This is a genomic window from Paracoccus lutimaris, from assembly GCF_003337565.1.
Lineage (GTDB): Bacteria > Pseudomonadota > Alphaproteobacteria > Rhodobacterales > Rhodobacteraceae > Paracoccus > Paracoccus lutimaris.
In genome coordinates this window covers 1-22617 of the sequence record NZ_QPJL01000003.1, presented here as the reverse complement: position 1 = coordinate 22617, position 22617 = coordinate 1, and the positions used below count along the sequence as shown (strand labels likewise).

Genomic DNA, 22617 nt, shown 5'->3' with positions numbered 1-22617 from the left:
CCCCCTCAATCGTCACCGCCCCGGCCCCGACCCCGGCCCCGACCGCTGTCATCGTCGTCGCTGTCGTCATCGGCGCTGTCATCGTCATCGCTGTCATCGTCATCGCTGCCGCCACGGCCATGGCCGCTGTCGTCATCGTCATCATCGCTGTCGTCGCTGTCATCATCGTCACTGTCGTCACTGTCATCATCGTCACTGTCGTCACTGTCATCATCGTCACTGTCGTCACTGTCATCATCACTGTCATCCGCGCGTCCGCGATCGTCCGAGTTGCGGTCCCGGACACGTCCCGGCGCGCCGGGGTGGCGCTCCATTTCCTGCTTCACCACCGCGCCGGTCGAAAGGTCATAGGTGATTTCAAGCTCATGCGCGCCGCGCCAGGCTTCGACCTTCATCAGGCCGTCTTCGCGGGTGATCTCGATATTCCGAAAGCCCTGCCGGGTCAGGTCGCGGGCGATACGATCTGCATCGACCTGGGCCTGCGCCTGGGCAAGTGACGGCCCCAGGACCAGCAGCGCCGCGGCAAGATGGATATGTCTGCGCATTCGGGTTTCCTCCTGATGGTGTTGCGCCGGATCGCCCGGCCTGGAACCAGCCAAGCGCCGAAACCGCCCGCTGGCCATTGCACCCAAGGCAGATGGGCGGCAAATAAACCGAAGTTTATGCCACCCGGATTGCGCTGGTCCCGATCCCGCGCATGTGAGCGGCGGGCAGACGATCGTGCTTGACAGTTGAGAATGCGTTGCATTTACATGATGCAGGAAACAACGTGAAGGAAAGGGCTGGGATGGCACGGGCAATGGCGCGTCTGGTGATGGCGGCGGCGGGCTGCACGCTGAGTGTTGGCGCGGCCCTTGCCGATGACGGGCGGCTGAAAGTCGTCACCACCTTCACCGTGCTGGCCGACATGGCGCGCCATGTCGCGGGCGATGCGGCCGATGTCGTCTCGATCACCAAGCCCGGCGCCGAGATTCACGGCTATGAGCCGACGCCGCGCGACATCGCCGGCGCGCAGGATGCCGACCTGATCCTGCGCAACGGGCTGAACCTGGAACAATGGTTCGAGCAGTTCCTTGGCAATCTCGAGGGCGTGCCCTCGGCCACGCTCAGCGACGGCATCGCGCCCATCGCGATCGCGGGCGGCAGCTATGAGGGCAAGCCCAATCCCCATGCCTGGATGGGTGCCGATAATGCCATGATCTATATCGACAATATCGCCAAGGCGCTGTCCGAGCACGACCCCGCCAACGCCCCGGCCTATGCCGCCAATGCCGAAACCTACAAGCAGGAACTGCGCGCGGCGCTCGAACCGCTGCGCCAGCAGATCACCGCGATCCCCGAGGATCAGCGCTGGCTGGTGACCTGCGAGGGCGCCTTCAGCTATCTGGCGCGCGATTACGGCATGCGCGAGCTGTATCTTTGGCCGATCAATGCCGACCAGATGGGCACGCCCAAACAGGTGCGCACGGTGATCGACGGCGTGCGCGACCACCAGATCCCGGTGGTTTTCTGCGAAAGCACGGTCAATACTGCCCCGGCCGAACAGGTCGCGCGCGAAACCGGCGCCCATTACGGCGGTGTCCTTTACGTGGACAGCCTGTCCGAGCCGGACGGCCCCGTGCCCAGCTATCTGGACCTGCTGCGGGTCACCTCGCAGACCGTGGCCGAGGGGCTGCAGGCGGGCATGGACTAGGCCGTGGGCGGCAGAAAGACCACAGGATGAGACAGGACAGCATGACCGCGACGCCACCCGCCACAGAAGCTGACCCCGGCGGCGGCATCCTCGCGCGCGACGTGACTGTCACCTATCGCAGCGGGCTGACCGCGCTGCGCCATGCCAGCTTTCAGATCCCGCGCGGCACCGTGACCGCGCTGGTGGGCGTCAACGGCGCCGGAAAATCCACGCTGTTCAAGGCGATCATGGGCTTTGTTCCACTGGCCGGGGGCGAAATCCGGCTTTTGGGCATGTCCGTGCGCGAGGCATTGCGCCAAAGCCTTGTCGCCTATGTCCCCCAAGCCGAGGAGGTCGACTGGTCCTTCCCGGTGCTGGTCGAGGACGTGGTGATGATGGGCCGCTATGGCCATATGGGGTTTTTGCGCCGCCCCTCTGCCGCCGACCGGGCGGCGGTCGAGGCGGCGCTGGCCCGCGTCGGCATGCAGGACTATCGCCAGCGTCAGATCGGCGAATTGTCGGGCGGGCAGAAAAAGCGCGTCTTTCTGGCCCGTGCGCTGGCGCAGGACGGCCGCGTCATCCTGCTGGACGAGCCCTTCACCGGCGTCGACGTCAAGACCGAGGAACAGATCGTCACCCTGTTGGGCGAATTGCGGGCCGAGGGGCGGGTGATGCTGGTCTCGACCCATAACCTTGGCTCGGTGCCGGAATTCTGCGACCGGGTGGTGCTGGTCAAGGGCACCGTGCTGGCCTATGGCCCGACCGAGACCACCTTCACCCGCGACAATCTCGAGGCGGCCTTCGGCGGCGTTCTGCGCCACTTTACCCTCAGCGGGCAGGCGTTGCATGACGATGACGACCCGCGCCGCATCACCATCATCAGCGATGACGAACGTCCGCTGGTGCAATATGGCGACCAGACCCACACCGCGGGGCGCGGCGAATGAGCCTGCTGCTCGAGCCCTTTGGCTATAATTACATGGTGAACGCGATGTGGGTCTCGGCGCTGGTGGGCGGGGTCTGCGCGTTTCTTTCCGCCTATCTGATGCTCAAGGGCTGGTCGCTGATCGGGGACGCGCTGTCGCATTCGGTCGTGCCGGGGGTGGCGGGCGCCTATATGCTGGGTCTGCCTTTCGCGCTGGGGGCGTTCCTGTCGGGGGGGCTGGCAGCGGCGGCGATGCTGTTTCTGTCCGACCGCTCGGGGCTGAAACCCGATGTGGTGATCGGGCTGATCTTTTCGGCCTTTTTCGGGCTGGGGCTGTTCATGGTCTCGGTCAACCCGATGGCGATTTCGGTCCAGACCATCACCATGGGCAATATTCTGGCCATCACGCCTGAGGACACGCTGCAACTGGCGATCATCGGTTTCGTGTCGCTGGCGGTGCTGCTGGCGAAATGGAAGGATCTGATGGTGGTCTTTTTCGACGAAAGCCATGCGCGTTCGGTCGGGCTGCGGCCGGGGCTGCTGAAGGGGGTGTTTTTCGTCCTGCTGTCGGCCTGCGTGGTCGCGGCCATGCAGACGGTCGGCGCGTTTCTGGTCATCGCCATGGTGGTGACGCCGGGCGCGACCGCCTATCTGCTCTGCGACCGTTTCCCGCGCCTGATCGCGACATCGGTCGCCATCGGGGCGGGGACCAGCTTTACCGGCGCCTATTTCAGCTATTTCCTGGACGGAGCCACCGGCGGTATCATCGTCTGCCTGCAAACGCTGGTCTTTCTGGCGGCCTTTGTCTGGGCGCCAAAACATGGCCTTCTGGCCGCGCGCCGCAAGGCCGCCGCCGCGCTGAGTGGGACCGCGCCATGATCCTGCTTGAGCCGTTTCAATTCGCCTTCATGCAAAAGGCCTTTCTGATCTCGGCCATGGTGGCGGTGCCGACGGCGCTTTTGTCCTGCTTTCTGGTGCTGAAGGGCTGGGCGTTGATGGGCGATGCGGTCAGCCATGCCGTGCTGCCGGGCATCGTTCTGGCCTATGTGGCGGGGTTTCCGCTGATCCTTGGCGCCTTCGCGGCCGGGATGGTGACGGCCTTGGCGACCGGCTATCTGGCGCAGAACAGCCGGGTCAAGCAAGATACCGTGATGGGCGTGGTGTTTTCGGGCATGTTCGGGCTGGGGATCGTGCTTTACACGGCGATCACCTCGGACATCCATCTGGATCATGTGCTGTTTGGCAATATGCTGGGCGTGCAGGCGCATGACCTGTGGACCGCCGGGCTGATCGCCGCCGTGGTCTCGGGCGTGCTGCTGCTCAGTTGGAAAGACCTGATGCTGCATGCCTTCGACCCGGCGCAGGCGCGGGCCTCGGGGCTGCGGGTGGGCTTGCTGCATTACGGGCTGCTGACGGCCTTGTCGCTGACCATCGTCGCCACGCTCAGCGCCACGGGACTGATCCTTGCCGTGGGGCTTTTGATCGCGCCCGGCGCGATCGCATTCCTGCTGGTGCGCAGCTTTGGCCAGATGCTGGCGGTCGCGGTCGTGGTCTGTCTGGGCGCCATGCTGACCGGGGTCTATCTGAGCTATTTTCTGGACAGCGCCCCTGCCCCCACCATCATCCTTGTGCTGACGGCGATCTTTATCGCGGCCTTCCTGCGCCGCCTTGCGCGGGTCCGGCGCGCCGCCATCTGACACCGGGACAAGATGTCCCAGCCAGCCCGGCTTGGCCTGCGCCAAAATCCAGAGTAGTAGACTCAGGAAAAATAATCCGGTCCCGCGATGACGTTCCGATTTGCCAGCCTTGGCCTTGCCGCGATCCTTGCCCTGCCCGCGCTGGCGCAGGATCTGGACGACCGCCATCTGCCCGTTCTGCCCCGCACCGCCAAGGAACAGGCCCGCATCAGCGCCGTCACCGCCCCGGCCACCGATTTCACCGCACCCGAGAAATTCGAGACCAAGCCCGGCGGTGCCGCGACGGTGCGGGCGCGCGACAGCTCGGACGCATTTTCGCTGTCCTCGGCCAATATGCCCTTCGCGCGCGAGATGGATTTCAAGCTGGGGAACGGGCTTTTCCGCAAGACATGGGTCGCCGCGCCCTCGTCGACCAAGGGCTCGGACGGGCTGGGGCCGCTTTACAATGCGCGCGGCTGTCAGGACTGCCACCTCAAGGACGGGCGCGGCCATGTGCCCGAACCCGAAGGCTCGGCGGTGTCGATGTTCCTGCGCCTGTCGATCCCTGGCGGCGAGGCCCCCGGCGACATCAAGGAATGGCTGGCCACCCAGCCCGAGCCGACCTATGGCGGGCAATTGCAGGATTTCGCCTCGAACGGCCTGCCGCCCGAGGGGCGCATGGTCATCACCTATCAGGACCGGCCCGAAACTCTGGGCGACGGCACCGTGGTCACCTTGCGCAAGCCCGTCTATTCGGTCGCGGATCCCGGCTATGGGCCGCTGCATGACCAGATCATGCTGTCGCCGCGCGTGGCGCCGCAGATGATCGGCCTTGGCCTTCTGGAGGCGATCCCCGCCGCCGATATCCTTGCCCATGCCGATCCCGACGACGCGGATGGCGACGGCATATCGGGCCGCGCCAGCATCGTGCCTTCGGCTGAATTCGGCGTGCCGATGCTGGGCCGCTTTGGCCTGAAAGGTGGTGCGCCGACGGTCAAGGAACAATCCGCCGGGGCGTTTTCGGGCGATATGGGCCTGTCGACGCCGCTGAACCCCGATCCGCATGGCGAATGCCGCGACGCGCAGGCGGACTGCCGCGCGGCCCCCGTGGGGCAGGAACCCGGCAGCCGCGACGGGCTTGAGGTGGACGCGAAAAGCCTTGATCTGGTGGCCTTCTATTCCCGCAATCTGGCCGTGCCCGAACGCCGTCGCCTTGATGATCCGCAGGTCCTGCGCGGCAAGGAACTGTTCTATCAGGCCGGCTGCCCCGCCTGCCATGTGCCGAAATTCGTCACCCATCGCCTGAAAGACCAGCCCGAGCAGAGCTTTCAGCTGATCTGGCCCTATTCCGACCTGTTGCTGCATGACATGGGGCCGGGGCTGGCGGATGGTCGCCCCGAAGGTCGCGCCTCGGGCAGCGAATGGCGCACCGCGCCGCTTTGGGGGATCGGCCTGACCCAGACCGTCTCGGGCCATACCGAGTTGCTTCACGACGGCCGCGCCCGTAACCTGACCGAGGCGATCCTGTGGCATGGCGGCGAGGCGCAAGCCGCCCGCGACAGCTTTGCCGGCATGACGAAAGCCGACCGCGACGCGATCCTTGAGTTTCTGGAAAGTCTTTGATGGGACTGAAAAATCTTGCCATGGCCGTGGCGCTGCTGCTGGCTTCGCCCGCCCATGCCGATGTGGCAGGGGCGATAAATAACCGCATCCTGCCCGATCTGGGGGCATTCCGCGACGCGACCCGGACATTGGCCGAGACCGCCGCCGAAACCTGCGCGCCCGAGACGCTGCGCCCCGTCTGGAACGCGGCCTTTGATGCGTGGCTGCCGGTCAGCTTCCTGCGCCTTGGCCCGGCCGAGGATGAGGGCCGCATCCTTGCCATCGCCTTCTGGCCCGATCCCAAGGGCATCGGCGCCCGCCAGCAACGCCAGTTGCTGCAAAGCCAGGACGCGGTGGTCGGCGATCCGGCGGGCTTTGCCGAACGCTCGGTCGCGCTGCGCGGGTTCTTTGCGCTGGAACGCCTGCTTTACCCCACTGAGCCGCTGACCGGCGATTACCCCTGCGCGCTGATCCGCGCCACCGCCGCCGATCTGGCGCGCATGGCCGCCGAGATCGATCAGGGCTGGCGCGACGGCTTCGCCCAGACCCTGCTGAGCGCGGGCCAGCCCGGCAACAGCCTCTATCTGACCGAGGCCGAGGCCAAACAGGCACTTTATACCCAGCTGATGACCGGCTTTGAATTCACCGCCGACCAGCGGCTGGGCCGGCCGCTTGGCACGTTCGAGCGCCCGCGCCCGGAACGGGCCGAGGCCCGCGCATCCGCCCGCTCGCTGCGTAATGTCGAATTGTCGCTGCAATCCCTGCTGGCATTTGGCGAGGCGCTGGCCGGCCCGCTGCCCGAAACCCGCGCCGATGTCGCGCAGGCCCTGACGGCTGCGGCGGCCCTGAAGGACCCCGATTTTTCCGGCTTCGCCCAGCCTCAGGGCCATGTCCGCGCCGAGGCCTTGCTGGGGCTGGTGCGGACCGCACAGGACAGTGCCGGTGCCGAGGCTGGCGCGGCGCTTGGTGTCGAGGTCGGCTTCAATTCGGCGGATGGCGACTGAGATGGCGACACGGCGCGGTTTTCTGGCCTCATTCGCGGCGGCGCTGACAGTGCCCCGGCTCAGCTGGGCCGATGCCGGCAATCCGGGCTTTCTGGCGGCGGCGAAACAGGGCGACGGCTTTATCCTGTGCGGTCTTGCCCCGGACGGACAAATCGTCTTTCGCATCCCCCTGCCCGCGCGCGGCCATGCCGCCGCCGCACATCCGATCCGCCCCGAGGCCGTGGGTTTTGCCCGCCGCCCCGGCACCTTTGCGCTGGTCATCGACTGCGCGCGGGGCGAGATTGCCCACCGCCTGACCCCGCCCGAAGGCCGCCAGTTCAACGGCCATGGCGCATTCTCGGCAGATGGCCTGCTGCTTTACAACTCCGAGGTGGTGGCCGAAACCAGCGAGGGCCGCATCGGGGTCTGGGACGCCGCGCGGGGCTATGCCCGCATCGACGAATGGCCCAGCCACGGCATCGGCCCGCATGAGCTGCGCCGCATGGGCGACGGCACGCTGGTCGTGGCCAATGGCGGCATCCAGACCGACCCGGCCGACCGGCGCAAGCTGAACCTTGACACGATGCGCCCGAACCTGACCTATCTTTCGCCCGAGGGCGCGCTGCTGGATCAGGTGACGCTGCATCCCGACCTGCATCAGGCCTCGATCCGGCATCTGGCGCTTGGCGCCGATGGCACGGTCGCCTGCGCCCTGCAATGGGAAGGGGACCCCGCCGAGGCCGTGCCGCTGCTGGCGCTGCACCGGCGCGACCACCCGGTCGTCATGTGCCCGACCCCCGAAAACGAGGCATGGGCGATGAAGGGCTATGCCGGCTCGATCGCGCTTGGCGGGGATCGGATCGCCCTGACCTCACCCCCCGGTGGCGTGGTGCAGGTCTTTGATACGGCAGGGAATTTCATCGAAACCATCCGGCGCACGGATGCCTCGGGCGTCGCGCCCCTGGCGGATGGGCTGATGGTCACGGACGGGACCGGTGCGATCAGCCGCCTTGGCCCGGATGGGCTGGTGCCGCTGCAACGCCACGATCTGGCCTGGGACAACCATCTGGTGGCGCTGGGGTGAAAAGGGGGCGGTCGCCCGCCCCCGTAGGGACTTACTGGAAGACCGCGTCCGGATTATCCAGCGAATCCGAGCCCTCGAATTCGATCTTGTCGCCACCGACCACCGCGACCGCGCGCTGGATCGAGGCAGTCTGCGTGACCAGCGCATTGACCGCGTCCATGATCAGCTTTTCGCCCTCTTTGTTGCCCGGTGCCAGCATCTGGTCATAGGCGAAACCGCCATCGGCCGCCGCTTTCAGCGCCGCGAGCTTGGCCACGGAATCGTCCAGCTCGGCTTTCAGCTGCGTGTCCACCGCCGCATCGCCCGAGGCGACCAGTTCCGACAGCGACGGGCCGGAGACGACCGAGCCGTCGGGCCGGGTATAGCTGCCCAGATAGACGTTCCGGATACCCAGACCGTCATAATAATGGCTGTTCTGGGTGTTGTCCGAGAAGCAGTCATGCTCTTCCTCGGGGTCGTTCAGCATCAGGCCCAGCTTCATCCGCTCACCCGCCTGCTCGCCGTAAGACAGGCTGCCCATGCCGGTCAGCATGGCCTGCACGCCCTTGGCCGGGTCCTCGGTCACGGCGGCGCGGGCGGCGCCGCCTTCGGCCCAGTTCGCGGACATTTCCTGCAGATCGGCGACCAGCAGATCGGTCGCGGCCTTGAGATAGGCGGCGCGGCGGTCGCAATTGCCACCGGTGCAGCCCTCGCCCTGAATATAGTCGGTATGGGGCCGCGCCCCGGCGCCGGGTTCGGTGCCGTTCAGATCCTGCCCCCAAAGCAGGAACTCCACGGCGTGATAGCCTGAGGCGACGTTTGCCTCGATCCCGTCGGCCTCGTGCAGGCTGCGGATGGTGTCGGCGCTGATGGTGGCGGCGTCCACCTCGGTCGCGCCGATCTTGAAGGCCGGGGTCGCGACCACGTTCAGGGTCGAGAGCGGGTTTTCCTCGGACGGGCCGCCATAGGCGTTGTTGTCGACGTAATCGATCAGCCCTTCGTCCAGCGGCCAGGCGTTCACCTTGCCCTCCCAGTCATCGACGATGGGGTTACCGAAACGAAAGACCTCGGTCTGTTGATAGGGCACACGCGACGCGAGCCAGGCCGTGCGCGCGGCTTTCAGCGTCTCGTCCGAGGGCGCGGCGATCAGCGCGTCCACAGCGGTTTGCAGCGCCTGCGCGCTGGTCAGGCTGTCGGCATAGCCGGCGGCGGCGATATCGGCATAGGTCTTGACGACATCGGCCTTTTCCACGGCCAGCGCGGGGCTTGCCAGCAGGGTGCCGGTCAGCAAAAGGGCGGTCAGGGTCGGTTTCATGGCAGGGCCTCTTGGGTCAGGGACAGCGGGAAAAGACCGCTGCGGCCCGCGCCACGCAGCGGCGATCCGCCCGCAGGAAGATGTCCGAGTTTTCTTATCGGAAATAAGATTTGTCAACGACTTCCTGTGCCGCGGCCCGTCTGCGGCGGGCTTATGCCGGCACGCCCCACCAGTGCCGGGTGCGCTCGCAGTGATGGGCGATGGCGGCGACGGCGGCACCCCCATCGCGGCGCTCCAGGGCCGAGATGATGGCCAGATGTTCCTGCATGGCGGATTTGATCCGCTCCTGCACGAATGGCCGCACGCGCTGGAAGATCGCCATGCGGACGCGGTTCGCCTCATAGGCGGCGCGCAGAAGCGGGTTGCCCAGACCGTCGGCCAGATAGTCATGCAGCGACAGGTCGATGCCGATGGCGCGGGAGGACAGTTCTGGCTCGCCCTGCCCCATCGTCTCGGCCAGCAGCGCCTGATGGCTGGCGCGCAGATCCGACAGCCCGTCCAGCACACCGGCCGCAATGCGCCGCCGCGCGCCTTCCTGATCCAGCACCATGCGCGCATCCAGCGTGTCGCGGATGGTGTCGGGGCGCGCCTCAAGCACCTGCACGCCGCGCTTGGGGATGATGTCCAGCCAGCCCGAGGCCCCGGCATGGCGCACCGCCTCGCGCACGGCGGCCAGCGGATAGCCAAGGATCCCGACCATCTGCGGCATGGACAGGAACTGACCGGCGCGCAGGTCCCCGCGCCGCAATGCCTCGGTCAACGACAGCTGTGCCCGGGTATTCAGCATCTTGTCTTCGGACATGGCAATCCTTTCCTCGCCCCCATCAGATACCATTGCCGGCCTTCGCATTTTCAAGAAATCGGATAAGGTGTTTTCTGAAATGACGAGTATGCGATTAAGCAACATTCTGACTAACATTTCAGATGAAAGACCAGAAGGCCGGCGCGGTCAAGATGATGGCGGATCGGCACCAACCCAACAGAATGAGGTTTGCGATGGCACATCCGCCGCAAGGGGCGCAGGACGGCGCGCTTTATAACGAGGATCTGGCCCCCATTCCCGCCGAGAAGCGGCAATGGGGCGCCTTCGAGATCTTCAACGTCTGGAACAATGATATTCAAAGCCTGTTCGGCTATTCGCTGGCGGCGTCGCTGTTCATCACCTATGGGCTGAACGGCTGGGCGGTCTTTGCGGCCATCGTGCTGGCCGGGTTCTTTGTCATGGTTCTGGTGAACCTGACCGGGCGGCCCTCGGTCCGTTACGGGGTGCCCTATCCGGTGATGGCGCGGGCCTCGATGGGGGTTTACGGCGCCAAGTTCCCGGCGCTGGTGCGCGGCTTCGTCGCCATCTTCTGGTATGGGGTGCAGACCTATTTCGCCTCGACCGCGGTGGCGCTTTTGCTGAACACGCTTCTGGGCATCGAGGGCGGGGCGACATTTCTGGGCATGACCGGCATCGACTGGCTGTCCTATGTCATCGTCTGCGTCTTTCAGGTCGGGCTGTTCATGATGGGCATCGAATGGGTCGGGCGCTTCCTGAACTGGGCCGGGCCTTTCGTCTATGCGGTGATGATCGCGCTGATGCTGATGATCTGGTGGCAGGCCGGTAACGGCATCTTTGCCGCGCTGGGATCGATCTTCGAGGGCTCGGATGCGACCGATCCGCGCGGGCCGGTCGTGGCATTCGTCACCGTCATGGGCACGATGATCGCCTATTTCGCCGCCGTGGTGATCAATTTCGGTGACTTCTCGCGCTTCGTGAAGGACGAGACCGCGATGCGAAAGGGCAATTTCTGGGGGCTGCCGGTCTCGATCGCGCTGTTCTCGTTCATCGCGCTGTTCGTGACGGCGGGGACGGTGGTGCTGTTTGGCGAAAAGCTGGTGAACCCGGCTGATATCGTGGCGCGGGTGGACAATACCGCGCTGACGCTGATTGCGGCGGTGACCTTCTTTGCCGCGACGGTCGGCATCAATCTGGTCGCGAATTTCATCCCGCCGGCCTATGACATCGCGAACCTTGCCCCCGACCGCATCTCGGCCAGGACGGGCGGGCTGATCACCGCCGGCATCGCCTTCTTTATCGGCGCGCTCTGGGTCTCGTTCATCTCGAATGTCGGGATCGCGGCCTTTGTTGACACGCTGGGCGCGGTTCTGGCGCCGCTTTACGGGATTCTGGTCGCCGATTACTATCTGGTCCGCCGCCAGAAGATCGACCTGAACGCGCTCTTCAGCGCCGATCCCAAGGGGCCCTATTACTATGAGGGCGGCTGGAACAAAAAGGCGATCATGGCCTTTGCCTGCGCCGCCGTCTTTTCGGTCGCGACGGTCTGGGTGCCGGCCTTGGCCAGCCTCTCGGGCTTTGGCTGGGTCATCGGCGCGGTACTGGGCGGGGGCTTCCACGTCATGCTGATGCGCGGCGCGGCCGGTCAGACCCGCACCGCCTGAACGCCAGAGATTTTGCAGCGGCCCCGCCCTGGCGGGGCCGTTTTCATATCCGGGCAACATCTGTCTTGATCAATCTAACATGTAACATGTAAGACTTGGCGTAATGGAGGCGACATGCGACGAATCCTGCCCATTCCGCCGATCAAAAGCGTGGCCGATCAGGTCCGCGACGGGCTGCGCGCCGCGATCATCGACGGGCAGTTCGCCATGGGCGAAAACATCTCGGAAGAGCGGCTGACGGCGCTGTTCGGGGTCAGCCGCTCGCCGATCCGCGATGCCCTGAACGCGCTGAAATTCGCCGGACTGGTCGAGATCGTGCCCAAGCGCGGCAGTTTCGTCTTTCTGCCCGGCGATGCCGAGGTCGCAGACCTTTGCGCCTTCCGCCTGATGATGGAGCGCGAGGCGGCGACGCTCGCGATGGCCGCCGCGCCCGATCTGCTGGTTGCGCGCCTCAAGGCGATCTGCGCGCGCATGGCCCGGGCCGAGGAAGACAGCGATCACGCCGATTACGCCCATGCCGACACCGCCTATCATGCGGCGTTCTTCGAGTTCTGCGGCAACCCTCTGGTCTGCGATGCCTATGCGCTGGCCGATGCCCGCATCGCCACGCTGCGCACGGCGCTGACCGCGCCCTCGGACCGCCACCGCGCCGACAGTTTCCGCGAACATCTGGCGATGGCCGAACAGCTGGGCCGCGGCGATCTGGACGGGTTCCGGGCCACGCTGTCGGAACATATCAACCGCACCCGCCGCATCGCCACCCGGGAACTGCAGAGGTTCAAGACCAAGGCCGACGCGGCTGCCGCGCGATAATGGACATGCCCGCCGTCAGGGATGCGGCGGGGTTTTGCTGACAGAAAGGACGCAGATGGGCGGATCGCAAGGAATCTCCGACAGACACGCATGCAAGGCCGCGCTGGCCCGGCGGTTCGACAAGGCCGCCTGGCTGGAGGGGGCGGATATTCCCGCGCGCAACCTTCATGACGCAGGCTATCTGCCCCCCACCCCGCCCCTTGGCGTGGTGCGCCCGAACGACCCGCAGGGCTTTGCCGATGCCATGGCGATCTGCGCCAGCCACGGCGTCCCGGTGGTGCCGCAGGCCGGGCTGACCGGACTTGCCGGCGGCGCGCAGCCCATCGCCGGCGCGGTCGCCATCTCGTTCGAGCGCTTTTCGGGGATCGAGGAAATCGACCCGGCCTCGGCCACAATGACCGTGCGCGCGGGCACCCCCCTTGAGGTGGTCCAGCGCGCCGCCGATGAGGCGGGGTTCTTCATCCCGCTGGATCTGGGCGCGCGCGGCTCTTGCCTGATCGGCGGCAATCTGGGCACCAATGCCGGCGGCAACCGCGTCATCCGTTACGGCATGGCGCGCGAGATGGTGCTGGGGCTGGAATATGTCCTGCCCGACGGCACGCTGGTCACCGGACTGAACAAGATGATCAAGAACAACGCGGGCTATGACCTGAAACAGCTGTTCATGGGCTCCGAGGGCACCTTGGGCATGATCACCCGCGCCGTCCTGCGGCTTTATCCCAAGCCCGGCTGCACCTGCGCCGCGATCTGCGGCCTTGCCCGCTATGACGATGTGCTGGCCCTGCTGGGCGCGGCACGGCGCGGGCTGGGGCCGATGTTGTCTGCATTCGAGGTGATGTGGGCGGATTACTGGCACGAGGCCACTGTCACCGTGCCGAATGTCCGCCGCCCGATCACCGGCGATCACGCCTTTTACGTGCTGGTCGAGATGCAGGGGATGGAGGCCGAACTGGACGCGCCGCGCTTTGAAGCCTGGCTTGAGACGCAGTTCGAGGCCGGGCTGATCGAGGATGCGGCGATTGCGCAAAGCATGGCGGATGTCGCGGCCTTCTGGCGCACCCGCGATGCGGCGGGGGAATTCGTCACCTTTCTGGGGCGGCATTCCTCATTCGATATCGGCCTGCCGGTGGGGGTGATGGACCAGTTCGCGCAAGAATGCCGGGCGGCGCTCTCGAAGGCGCTGCCGGGCTGCCTTTCGGTCTATTACGGCCATATCGGCGACGGCAACATGCATATCGTGGCGCTGATGCCGGGCGCCGCAGAGCAGCCCGGCAAGGCCATTTCCGAAATTGTCTATCGCACGGTCAAGGCGCATGGCGGCACCATCTCGGCCGAGCATGGCATCGGGTTGGTCAAGAAACCCTATCTGGCCCTCAGCCGGTCCAAGGGCGAACTGGCCTTGATGCGGCGGCTGAAACGCGCGCTGGACCCGCAGGGGCTGCTGAACCCCGGCAAGGTCATCGATCTGGAGGAGGCCCCATGAACAGGCTGAAAGCCCGGCTGGCCGCCGGTGAAACCGTCAAGGCGGCCTGGGCCGAGCTTGCCAGCCCCGATGCCGCCGAAATCATGGTCCGCCATGGCTGGGAGGTCATCGTCATCGACGGTGAACACGGCGTCGGCGGGCTTGAGGACTGGGTCACTGTTGCCCGCGCCATCGAGGCAGCGGGGGGCGAGGTGGTGCTGCGCGTGCCCGAAGGCTCGGACGCGCTGCTCAAACGGGTGCTGGACCGGGGGTTTCGCTCGATCATCGTGCCGATGGTGAATTCGGCGCGGGACGCGGCCTCCATCGCGGGCGCATGCCGCTATCCGCCTTTGGGCCGGCGCGGCTATGCGGCGCCGGTGGTGCGGGGGTCGGGTTTCGGCACCGTGCCCGGCTATGGGACCGGCGCGGCCGCCGAAGATCTGCTGCTGATCGTGCAATGCGAACATGCGGATGCCGTCGCCGATATCGCGGCGCTGGCCGGGACGGATGGCGTCGACATGGTCTTTATCGGGCCCAATGACCTTGCCGGATCGATGGGATTGCTGGAACAGCTTGAGGCCCCCGCCCTGCACGCGGCTTTCGCGCAGGTCGAGGCGGCGACACGGGCGGCGGGCAAATGGCTGGGCACGATCACCGGGCCGGGCCGCAGCTGGGCGGACCTGACCGCAAAGGGTTACGGGCTGGTTGTCGGCCCGAATGATGTCTCGTTCCTGATCGCGGGCGCCCGCGCTGCCGCAGCCGAGGCGAGCAAGGGCTGATCATTTCGCTGCGGGCCGGGTCTCGGCCCGCAGCGGACAGGGATCATTCGCCGTGGGGAACCCAGATGTTCTTGACCTGCGTGGCGCGGGTCAGGAACTGCCGGCCCTGCCCTTGCGCCGTTGTCCAGTCGCGGGCCGCGCCATCCTCGCACCAGGTCTGTTTCAGGTTCCCGGCGGAGGCCGCCTCGGCCATCGCCGCGCCGGCTGCGGTGCCGAAGTACCAAAGCGCATCGACATCATCATGTTCGGCCAGCGTTTTCGCCAGCGGATCGCGCTCGCCGGTGACGATATTGACCACGCCGCCCGGCACGTCCGAGGTGTCGATGACCTGATAAAGATCGGTCGCCGCCAAGGGATGCGTCTGCGAGGGCAGCGCCACGACGCGGTTGCCCATCGCGATCGCCGGCAAGACCAGCGACACGAAACCCAAAAGCGGATAGGCATTCGGGCAGGCGATGCCCATGACGCCAAGCGGCTCGTTCATCGCCAGTGTCACATGCGCGGACTTGGTCTGATGCACGGCGCCGTCGAACTTGTCGGCCTGCGCCGCATACCAGAAGATGCGACGGATCGAGATCTCGACCTCGGTTTTCGCGGCAGAACCGCTGTGACCGAATGATTTCAGCCGCCCGGTGAATTCCTCGGCGCGGGCAGAGAGGTTCTCGGCCAGATAATACAGCACCTGCGCGCGGTTATGCCCGGTCTGCACCCCCCATCCCGTCGCCTTATGCGCGGCCTCGACGGCGTTGCGGATATCCTTGCGGTTGCCCAGACCGGCCAGCCCGACCGGCCCCTTGGCGCCCGCGACGGCATAGGAATAGCCGCTGTCGGGCCGCGCCTGTTTGCCGCCGATATACAGTTTCGCGGTGCGGTCGATGGCGCTGGCGGCCATGCCCTCGACCGGGGTGGCGACGGGCGCGGGCGGCGCGGTTTCCGGCTTCTTCGCACGCGGCGCGGGGTGGCGTAGATAGGCGCTCATGCCCTCGCGCCCGCCCTCGCGGCCAAAGCCGCTTTCGCGATAGCCGCCGAACCCGGCACCGGCGTCAAAGAGGTTGGCCGAGTTGATCCAGATGACCCCGGCCTTGATCTTTGCCGCGATATCGATGGCCAGATTGATGTTTTCCGACCAGACCGAGCCGGCCAGCCCGTAGCGGGTGTTGTTGGCCAGCGCCACGGCGTCCTCGGGGGTGCGGAACGGGGTCAGCGTGACCACCGGGCCAAAGACTTCCTCGGTCGCAAGGGTCGAGGCAGGCTCGACCTCGGTCACGAAGGTCGGGGGATAGAAGCAGCCCGAAGGTGCGCTGCCCTGATGGATCTGCGCGCCCTCGGCCCGGCCCCGTTCGACAAGGCTGCGGATGCGCGCCAGTTGCACGGGATGGACGATGGCGCCGATATCGGTGGATTTCTCCAGCGGGTCGCCGGTGATCAGCGTTTCCATGCGCCGCGACAGCAATTCGGTAAAGCGCGCCGCCACCGATTCCGCGACCAGAATGCGCGAACCGGCGCAGCAGACCTGCCCCTGATTGAACCAGATCGAGTCGACGACCCCCTCGACCGCCGCATCCAGATCGGCATCGGCGAAGACGATAAAGGGCGACTTGCCGCCCAGTTCCAGTGTCAGCGCCTTGCCCGAGCCGGCGATCTGGCGGCGGATCAGGCGCCCGACCTCGGTCGAGCCGGTAAAGGCCACCTTGTCGATGCCGTCATGGCCGGTGATCAGGGCGCCGGTTTCGCCGTCGCCGGTGACGATGTTCAGAACGCCCTTGGGTAGCCCGGCCTCGCGCGCGATTTCGGCCAGCGCCAGCGCGGTCAGAGGCGTGTATTCGGCGGGTTTCAGCACCACGCTATTGCCGGCGGCGAGGGCCGGCGCGACCTTCCATGCCAGCATCAGCAGCGGGAAATTCCACGGGATCACCTGTCCGCAGACGCCATGCGGAGTGGCGCCGGGGAATTCATCCGCCATGATCTCGGCCCAGCCGGCATGGTGATAGAAATGGCGGATGACCAGCGGGATATCGATGTCGCGGCTTTCGCGGATCGGCTTGCCGTTGTCGATGGTTTCCAGCACCGCCAGAAAGCGGGCATGCTGCTGGATGTGACGGGCAAGTGCATAGAGATGCCGCGCCCGGTCATGACCAGAAAGCGCCGCCCATTTCGGTTGCGCGGCGCGGGCGGCTTTGACTGCCGCATCCACATCGGTCGCCGCACCCTGCGAGACGCGGGCGATGACCTTGCCGGTCGCGGGGTTCGTCACCTCGAACGGGTCCGAAGGCTTGGTGAAGCCGCCGTCGATGAAATGGCCAAAGCCCGCCTCGTGGCACGCCAGCCAGTCGCGGACGATCGCGCTGTCCTCGGGGGCGGGGCCGTATTCCATGTTGTCCAGCACTTCCATGATCTTGTTCATGCCCATTCCCCTTATGCCAGCGCCAGGCGCGATGCGGACGAATAGCGTCCGGTGACATGATGTTCCAATTGCCGCTCGATATCGCCCAGCATGGACGAGGCCCCCAGCCGGAACAGATGCGGGTCCAGCCAGTCGCGGCCCATTTCCTCGCGCATCAGGAACTGCCAGTTCAGCGCGTCCTTGGCCGATTTCATGCCGCCCGCCGGCTTGAAGCCGATGCGGTGGCCGGTTGCGTCCAGGTAGTCGCGCAGCGCCCGCACCATCACCAGACTGACCGGCAGGGTGGCATTCACCCCCTCTTTCCCGGTCGAGGTCTTGATGAAATCGGCGCCCGCCTGCATCGCCACCATGGATGCGGCATAGACATTCCGCAGCGTTTGCAGATCGCCCGTGGCCAGGATCGCCTTCAGATGCGCGGGCCCGCAGGCGTCGCGCATCGCCGCGACCTCATCGTAAAGCGCGGGCCAGTTGCCGCTCAGGACGTGTTCGCGGGTGATGACGATGTCGATTTCCTCGGCGCCCTCGGCCACGGCATAGCGGATTTCCTCAAGCCGCAGATGCAGGGGCATCAGCCCGGCGGGAAAGCCGGTGGCGACCGAGGCGACCGGGATGCCGCTGCCCTCAAGCGCACGGACGGCATGGGTCACCATGGTCGGATAGACGCAGACCGCGCCGGTGGTCAGGCGCATCCCGGCAATGCCAAGCCCCTCGGTGATATGCGGGGCCAGCGGCTGGCGGGCCTTGGCGCAAAGGCGGCGGACACGCTCGGCGGTGTCGTCACCGGCCAGCGTGGTCAGGTCGATGCAGCGCACGGCATTGATCAGCCATGCCGCCTGCCAGTCCTTCTTGACGCTGCGCCGCGTGGTCAGCGAGGCGGCGCGACGCTCGGCCGCGCTGCGATTGACGGCATGGCCCTCGAACATGGCCAGATCCAGCGCCATTCCGGGATTGCGCAGGTCATTGGCCGCGGCCGGTGCGGGCACGGCGGTTTCAACGGTCATGTGCATGCTCCAATGCGAAAGTTGCAGTCGCCTCGTCGGTGACGAGGATATTCACCAGCCCGGCCTTCAGCGCCCCCAGCGTCACCTCGCGCTTTCTGGGGCCGGCGGCAATGCCGATCACCCGCTCACGCGCGGTCAGGTCGGGCAGGGTCAGGCCGATGGTGCGGGCGTCCAGATCGGGATCGACGATGCGGCCCCTGCGGTCGATGAAATGGCCCAGGACGTCGCCCACGGCGCCGGCCTGCACCAGCGCCGCCATTTCCGATTTCATCACGTTTCCCGACCGCATCAGCACCGAATCGTCGCCCGCCACCCCCAGCGAGAAGGCCAGCACCTGCGCCGCCCTAGCGCGGGCCAGGACATCCGAGACGATGCGGTCCTTTTCCAGCACCTCGCGCGTCAGCCTTTCGCCGACAATGGCGGGAACCGGCAGCGGGATCATGTGGCCCCGGCCCTTGCGGGCAAAGATCTCGGCGACATCATTGTGATAGGCGATGCCGGGGACCGGCGCGACGGTGCCGTTGATCTGCACGACCGTGACCCCGTCGGCCCAGTCCGGCGGCAGCCAATGCGCGACCGCCGCCATGGTCCGGCCCCAGGACACGCCGATCACGCGCGGCTTGGGCTTCATCGCCGCCAGATATTGCCCGGCCGCCTGCGCCACGCTTTCGACGCCCTGTTCGACCGGGCCGGGCACGACCACCGCGTCGCGCAGGCCGAAGGTGCGCGTCAGCCGCGTCTCGAGACCGGGATGGCGCAGGGTGCGCGGCACGATCTCGATGCGGACGATGCCCAGATCGCGGGCCTCCTGCAAAAGCCGGCTGACCTGCCAGCGGTTCAGGCCGGTCTCGGCCGCGATCTCGGTCAAGGTCTTGTCCTGCTGATAGGTCATCCGCGCGATCCCGACCATCAGATGCTCGCGGCTCTCGTCGACCGGCAGGCGCGCCGAAGCGCGGGAAGGGTCATCGTTCATGCGTCATCCCCGGTCGTGCCATCGGCCAAAGCATGAAGGATCGGCGCCAGCAGGTCCACCGCCTGCCGGTATTGCGCCAGCAGGCGGCGGTATTGCGCATGCCGCGCAGGATCGGGCTGCAGAACCGAGACCTGCGGCGCCAGCGCGCGCGCCGCCGCGGTCAGATCCGGCCACAGACCCAGTCCCACCGCCGCCGCCACGGCATTGCCGTAAAGCGTCAGATTGTCGTCCGGCGCCAGCCCGACCGGCTTGCCGATGGCATCGACGGTCGCCTGCAGCCAGACCGGATTGTGCATGATGCCGCCCGCCATCACGATGCGGTCGATGCCGACGCCCTGCCGCTCCAGATCGAACACCACATTCGCCGCGCCAAGCGCCACCGCCGTCACCGCCGCGCGATAGATCGCCGCGCGGTCATGGGACAGCGACAGCCCCAGAAACGCCCCGCGCAGGCGGGCATCACGGTAGGGCGTGCGGTTGCCCATCCAGAAATCCAGCGCCAGCAGCCGGGTTTCGGCCGGCTCGATGGCCTCGGCCGCGGCCAGAAGCGGCGCCATATCGGCATTGGTGATGCCGAAGATCTCTTGCGAGAGCCATTTCAGGATCGACCCGGCCGAGACCTGCCCGCCCTCGATCATCCGCAATCCCGGCGTCAGCGCATGCGGATAGGGACCCCAGACCCCGGTGATCCGCGCGCCATCGTCGGGCACCTGCGTCAGATGCACATTCGAGGTGCCGCCGATCAGCAGCATCGCGCCCGGCGCCACGCAATCGGCGCCGAACGTGCCCATATGCGCGTCGATCCCGCCCTGCACGACCACAGGACTGCCCGAAATTCCCCAGTCGCGCGCCACTTCGGGCAGCAGCGGGCCGATGATCGCGCCGATATCGACGATGCGCTGGGGCAGGCGTGCGGCCAGATCGGGCAAGCCGAAGCGCGCATATAGCTCGGGGACGAAGGCGCGGGCGCGGCTGTCATAGTTCCATTTGCAGGTGGCGTTCATCAGCGAACCGGCCCATTCCCCGGTCAGGCGGAAATTGACCCAGTCCAGCGCCTCGCAGATCACCTCGACGCGCGACCACAGGTCCGGCTGGTGACGCTTGAGCCACATGGCCTTGGGCACCAGCCACTCGACCGCATTCGCGCCGCCGCAATAGTCCATCACCGGGTGATCGACCGCCGCCGAGGCCAGCGATTCCGAGGCCGCGCGCGCATCCATCCACAGGATTGCCGGCGCCAGCGGCTGCCCGGTCCGGTCCGCGACCACCACGGTCGAGGAAAACGCCGCCACCGCGATCGCCGCGATGGCGGGCTGACCCGCCTCGGCCATGGCACCGCGCACGCAATCCCCCAGCGCGCGCCACCAGTCGCCGGGGTCCTGTTCGGCGCGGTTGGGCGGCAGGTGCCGGGTCGGGTAGCGGGCTTCGGCCCGGGCGATCAGGCGGCGGGCCTCGATGTCATAGATCCCGGCGCGCGCGCCGTTGGTGCCCAGATCCAGCGTCAGAACCGTCGTCATGCGCGCGCCTCCCATCCCAGCATCTTCTTACGGTCGGAACAGGACTTTCGAAAAGTGCAGATCCTTGTTGTCGAAGCGCTGAAAGATGCCCGGCAGCTCGGCCAGATCCAGATCATGCGAGATCATGAATTCCCATTTCAGCTCGCCGGTGCCGAATTTCTCCAGCGTGGTGGTCCATTGCGGGCCGGGGAATGGCGGGCCAAAGCTGTTCCAGGATCCGTGAAGCGAGATCTCCTGACGCAGGAAATACTGGAAGCTCGCATTGGCAAGCCGCACATCCGGGACCGGAATCCCGATGAAGGCGACATGCCCGCCCGGACCGGCCAGCATCACCGCAGCATTGATGGTGGCGTCGATGCCCACGGCCTCGATCACCAGATCGGCGCGGGTCTCGTTCTGTGCCAGATCGCCCGAGAGCACGGTGACGGTGGCCCCCGCCTCGCGCGCCAGAGCCAGCTTTTCCTCGGAGATGTCGACCGCGATCACCTCTGATGCGCCCATCAGCCGCAGCCATTGAATCGCGAACAGCCCGATCGGGCCGCAGCCCATGACCCCGCCGGTCTGCCCGATGCGGATGCCGCCCGCCTTCCAGATCGCATGCAGCGCGATCGAGGCCGGGTCGGTCATGGCGATGGCGCGCGGATCGACATGCTGCGGCGCCTTCAGCAGATTGCCCACCGGGATGGCCACATATTCCGCATAGGCCCCGTCCCGGCGGCTGCCGAAATAGTCGTAATCCCGGCAGCGCGAATAATTGCCGGTCCGGCACTGGTCGCAGTCATTGCAAGGGATCAGAGGCGCGACGGCGACCAGCTCGCCCATCGCCCAGCCTTCGACGCCGGCGCCGATCGCGGTGATATGGCCGGAAAATTCGTGCCCGGTGATCAGCGGCATCTTCCAGGCGCCCTTGACCAGCATGCGCGGCAGGTCCGAGCCGCAGACCCCGACCGAGGCCACGCGAACGACGACTTCGCCGGGACCGGCCTCGGGGACGGGCCGCTCTTCAAGCCGGATGTCTTTGGGGGCGTGCAGGACGATGGCGCGCAAGGGTTCCTCCGTTACACATGTGGCACGATATCACGAATGTGGTATTCCGCCGCCGCGATTCGGGCAAGGGATTTTCACACTCGTGACATACGGACACATACGTGCCAGCGACCCGCTGCGGACCGGATATGAAAACGGCGCGGACCGCCGCCGGACCGCCCCCTGCCCTGTCATTATTATCGTCTGTCAGAGATATCTGGCTTTCCGTCAGATATCTGACCCAGACCGCAATGCAGCGGGTATCAGATCATCGACGCGAAGAGCCCTTTGCGGATGGTCGAAAGTACGCGCAATCCTGTGCTAGCTTCCCCAAATGAACGATGATTTATAAAACAACGAGAACCAGGCTTATCGCGCACGGTGTCAACCGCAGTGCGGACGGTCGAATAACGTTGACTGATGTTGAGCTATTTTCTCTCTTCGTACAGCTTGAGCGCGTCAAAGGGACGGCAAGCTTTGACGGCGTGCTCGAAGTATGTGCGGAAATCGAAGCTCACCTTGCGCGTCTTGGGAAGAGGCAATTGATCGTTTTCGCCTATATGTATCTGTCTTTCTCGGATCTGACGCCGCGCATTCACGAACTCGATGAGGTTCTGCCGGACAGAAAAATTCGAAAGTCGTACATATTTGACCGAGAACTGTCGGATGAGGAGATGCTCATCGGTCTTTGGGCGCGCGTAAAGTATGAAGCTGTCGGGGAGCACATGCTCCGACTTGTCTACACCAACAGCTGAGTCCTTCGCCAAACGGGCATCCGCTTCGTCCCGCATAGAAGGCGCCTGGAATCCAGCCAAGTGAGTCGGCTTTGGCTGACATTTGGGGTGGAAGCGCCTGGCGGTCCTGCCTGTTGATTGCCACTGAGATTTGACCCGGCAACAGCGGAAATTGTCATTGAGAATTGACCCATGTGCAACCTTGCCCCGGCTTGAACCAGCTGGGG

At 66.0% G+C, this 22617-nt stretch carries 20 protein-coding genes; 11 read left to right on the top strand and 9 right to left on the bottom strand.

Going from position 1 to position 22617, the window contains the following annotated elements; translation table 11 throughout:
- Nucleotides 1-5: 5 nt before the first annotated feature.
- A complete protein-coding gene (locus tag DFP89_RS04000) occupies nucleotides 6-545 on the bottom strand; it encodes a PepSY domain-containing protein (protein WP_114348106.1) in 540 nt (179 codons plus the stop codon).
- A gap of 242 nt (nucleotides 546-787) precedes the next feature.
- Here DFP89_RS04000 and DFP89_RS03995 point away from each other — a divergent pair, with 242 nt between their 5' ends.
- The 7 genes from DFP89_RS03995 to DFP89_RS03965 all read left to right on the top strand — a co-directional run bounded on the left by DFP89_RS03995 (nucleotide 788) and on the right by DFP89_RS03965 (nucleotide 7942).
- Nucleotides 788-1693: a metal ABC transporter substrate-binding protein gene (locus DFP89_RS03995; RefSeq protein ID WP_114348105.1), complete on the top strand. Its 906-nt coding sequence runs from the start codon at nucleotides 788-790 to the stop codon at nucleotides 1691-1693.
- Nucleotides 1694-1719: 26 nt separating this feature from the next.
- Entirely contained in the window at nucleotides 1720-2619 is a 900-nt protein-coding gene (locus DFP89_RS03990) for a manganese/iron ABC transporter ATP-binding protein (RefSeq protein ID WP_281271195.1), read from the top strand.
- Entirely contained in the window at nucleotides 2616-3476 is an 861-nt protein-coding gene (locus DFP89_RS03985; protein ID WP_114348104.1) for a metal ABC transporter permease, read from the top strand. Before DFP89_RS03990 ends, DFP89_RS03985 begins: the two co-directional genes overlap by 4 nt.
- A complete protein-coding gene (locus DFP89_RS03980) occupies nucleotides 3473-4294 on the top strand; it encodes a metal ABC transporter permease (RefSeq protein ID WP_114348103.1) in 822 nt (273 codons plus the stop codon). Before DFP89_RS03985 ends, DFP89_RS03980 begins: the two co-directional genes overlap by 4 nt.
- 87 nt (nucleotides 4295-4381) lie before the next feature.
- Entirely contained in the window at nucleotides 4382-5896 is a 1515-nt protein-coding gene (locus tag DFP89_RS03975) for a di-heme oxidoreductase family protein (protein WP_114348102.1), read from the top strand.
- A complete protein-coding gene (locus tag DFP89_RS03970; RefSeq protein WP_114348101.1) occupies nucleotides 5896-6879 on the top strand; it encodes an imelysin family protein in 984 nt (327 codons plus the stop codon). Before DFP89_RS03975 ends, DFP89_RS03970 begins: the two co-directional genes overlap by 1 nt.
- 1 nt (nucleotide 6880) lies before the next feature.
- Nucleotides 6881-7942, top strand: a complete 1062-nt coding sequence (locus DFP89_RS03965) for a DUF1513 domain-containing protein (protein ID WP_114348100.1) — start codon at nucleotides 6881-6883, stop codon at nucleotides 7940-7942.
- Between the two features lie 31 nt (nucleotides 7943-7973).
- On the opposite strand, the gene DFP89_RS03960 is transcribed toward DFP89_RS03965, so the two are convergent.
- Nucleotides 7974-9236, bottom strand: coding sequence for an imelysin family protein (locus tag DFP89_RS03960; protein WP_114348099.1), 1263 nt, complete (start codon nucleotides 9234-9236; stop codon nucleotides 7974-7976).
- 151 nt (nucleotides 9237-9387) lie between these two features.
- Nucleotides 9388-10038 (bottom strand): GntR family transcriptional regulator, encoded by a 651-nt coding sequence (locus DFP89_RS03955; protein ID WP_245948587.1) that lies wholly within the window; start codon nucleotides 10036-10038, stop codon nucleotides 9388-9390.
- A gap of 194 nt (nucleotides 10039-10232) precedes the next feature.
- Between DFP89_RS03955 and DFP89_RS03950 the strand changes: the two genes are divergently transcribed.
- From DFP89_RS03950 to DFP89_RS03935, 4 genes are all read left to right on the top strand, one after another.
- Nucleotides 10233-11681 carry an NCS1 family nucleobase:cation symporter-1 gene (locus DFP89_RS03950; RefSeq protein ID WP_114348303.1) on the top strand — a complete coding sequence of 483 codons (1449 nt, stop codon included), beginning with the start codon at nucleotides 10233-10235 and terminating at the stop codon, nucleotides 11679-11681.
- Nucleotides 11682-11795: 114 nt separating this feature from the next.
- A complete protein-coding gene (locus tag DFP89_RS03945; RefSeq protein WP_114348098.1) occupies nucleotides 11796-12494 on the top strand; it encodes a GntR family transcriptional regulator in 699 nt (232 codons plus the stop codon).
- 55 nt (nucleotides 12495-12549) lie between these two features.
- The gene (locus DFP89_RS03940) at nucleotides 12550-13977 is read left to right on the top strand and encodes an FAD-binding oxidoreductase (RefSeq protein ID WP_114348097.1); all 1428 of its coding nucleotides are present in this window, start codon (nucleotides 12550-12552) and stop codon (nucleotides 13975-13977) included.
- Entirely contained in the window at nucleotides 13974-14735 is a 762-nt protein-coding gene (locus DFP89_RS03935; protein ID WP_114348096.1) for an HpcH/HpaI aldolase family protein, read from the top strand. Before DFP89_RS03940 ends, DFP89_RS03935 begins: the two co-directional genes overlap by 4 nt.
- A 43-nt stretch (nucleotides 14736-14778) precedes the next feature.
- Here the strand turns inward: DFP89_RS03935 and DFP89_RS03930 are convergent, their stop codons facing one another.
- The 6 genes from DFP89_RS03930 to DFP89_RS20490 form a co-directional block, all read right to left on the bottom strand.
- Nucleotides 14779-17139 (bottom strand): aldehyde dehydrogenase family protein, encoded by a 2361-nt coding sequence (locus tag DFP89_RS03930; RefSeq protein ID WP_114348095.1) that lies wholly within the window; start codon nucleotides 17137-17139, stop codon nucleotides 14779-14781.
- 11 nt (nucleotides 17140-17150) lie between these two features.
- Nucleotides 17151-18140 carry a deoxyribose-phosphate aldolase gene (deoC, locus tag DFP89_RS03925; RefSeq protein WP_425452629.1) on the bottom strand — a complete coding sequence of 330 codons (990 nt, stop codon included), beginning with the start codon at nucleotides 18138-18140 and terminating at the stop codon, nucleotides 17151-17153.
- The gene (locus tag DFP89_RS03920; protein WP_114348094.1) at nucleotides 18130-19113 is read right to left on the bottom strand and encodes a sugar-binding transcriptional regulator; all 984 of its coding nucleotides are present in this window, start codon (nucleotides 19111-19113) and stop codon (nucleotides 18130-18132) included. The genes deoC and DFP89_RS03920 overlap by 11 nt, the downstream gene beginning before the upstream one ends.
- Nucleotides 19110-20630: an FGGY-family carbohydrate kinase gene (locus DFP89_RS03915; protein ID WP_114348301.1), complete on the bottom strand. Its 1521-nt coding sequence runs from the start codon at nucleotides 20628-20630 to the stop codon at nucleotides 19110-19112. The genes DFP89_RS03920 and DFP89_RS03915 overlap by 4 nt, the downstream gene beginning before the upstream one ends.
- Nucleotides 20631-20657: 27 nt before the next feature.
- Nucleotides 20658-21677, bottom strand: coding sequence for a galactitol-1-phosphate 5-dehydrogenase (locus DFP89_RS03910; protein ID WP_114348093.1), 1020 nt, complete (start codon nucleotides 21675-21677; stop codon nucleotides 20658-20660).
- 407 nt (nucleotides 21678-22084) lie between these two features.
- A partial coding sequence (locus DFP89_RS20490) for a hypothetical protein (protein ID WP_220269805.1) occupies nucleotides 22085-22617 on the bottom strand: 533 nt, incomplete at its 5' end.

What these genes read in the sequence shown, in the direction of transcription:
- DFP89_RS04000 (WP_114348106.1), bottom strand. Translation starts at nt 545, where the DNA reads ATGCGCAGACATATCCATCTTGCCGCGGCGCTGCTGGTCCTGGGGCCG.
- DFP89_RS03995 (WP_114348105.1), top strand. Translation starts at nt 788, where the DNA reads ATGGCACGGGCAATGGCGCGTCTGGTGATGGCGGCGGCGGGCTGCACG.
- DFP89_RS03990 (WP_281271195.1), top strand. Translation starts at nt 1,720, where the DNA reads ATGAGACAGGACAGCATGACCGCGACGCCACCCGCCACAGAAGCTGAC.
- DFP89_RS03985 (WP_114348104.1), top strand. Translation starts at nt 2,616, where the DNA reads ATGAGCCTGCTGCTCGAGCCCTTTGGCTATAATTACATGGTGAACGCG.
- DFP89_RS03980 (WP_114348103.1), top strand. Translation starts at nt 3,473, where the DNA reads ATGATCCTGCTTGAGCCGTTTCAATTCGCCTTCATGCAAAAGGCCTTT.
- DFP89_RS03975 (WP_114348102.1), top strand. Translation starts at nt 4,382, where the DNA reads ATGACGTTCCGATTTGCCAGCCTTGGCCTTGCCGCGATCCTTGCCCTG.
- DFP89_RS03970 (WP_114348101.1), top strand. Translation starts at nt 5,896, where the DNA reads ATGGGACTGAAAAATCTTGCCATGGCCGTGGCGCTGCTGCTGGCTTCG.
- DFP89_RS03965 (WP_114348100.1), top strand. Translation starts at nt 6,881, where the DNA reads ATGGCGACACGGCGCGGTTTTCTGGCCTCATTCGCGGCGGCGCTGACA.
- DFP89_RS03960 (WP_114348099.1), bottom strand. Translation starts at nt 9,236, where the DNA reads ATGAAACCGACCCTGACCGCCCTTTTGCTGACCGGCACCCTGCTGGCA.
- DFP89_RS03955 (WP_245948587.1), bottom strand. Translation starts at nt 10,038, where the DNA reads ATGTCCGAAGACAAGATGCTGAATACCCGGGCACAGCTGTCGTTGACC.
- DFP89_RS03950 (WP_114348303.1), top strand. Translation starts at nt 10,233, where the DNA reads ATGGCACATCCGCCGCAAGGGGCGCAGGACGGCGCGCTTTATAACGAG.
- DFP89_RS03945 (WP_114348098.1), top strand. Translation starts at nt 11,796, where the DNA reads ATGCGACGAATCCTGCCCATTCCGCCGATCAAAAGCGTGGCCGATCAG.
- DFP89_RS03940 (WP_114348097.1), top strand. Translation starts at nt 12,550, where the DNA reads ATGGGCGGATCGCAAGGAATCTCCGACAGACACGCATGCAAGGCCGCG.
- DFP89_RS03935 (WP_114348096.1), top strand. Translation starts at nt 13,974, where the DNA reads ATGAACAGGCTGAAAGCCCGGCTGGCCGCCGGTGAAACCGTCAAGGCG.
- DFP89_RS03930 (WP_114348095.1), bottom strand. Translation starts at nt 17,139, where the DNA reads ATGAACAAGATCATGGAAGTGCTGGACAACATGGAATACGGCCCCGCC.
- deoC (WP_425452629.1), bottom strand. Translation starts at nt 18,140, where the DNA reads ATGACCGTTGAAACCGCCGTGCCCGCACCGGCCGCGGCCAATGACCTG.
- DFP89_RS03920 (WP_114348094.1), bottom strand. Translation starts at nt 19,113, where the DNA reads ATGAACGATGACCCTTCCCGCGCTTCGGCGCGCCTGCCGGTCGACGAG.
- DFP89_RS03915 (WP_114348301.1), bottom strand. Translation starts at nt 20,630, where the DNA reads ATGACGACGGTTCTGACGCTGGATCTGGGCACCAACGGCGCGCGCGCC.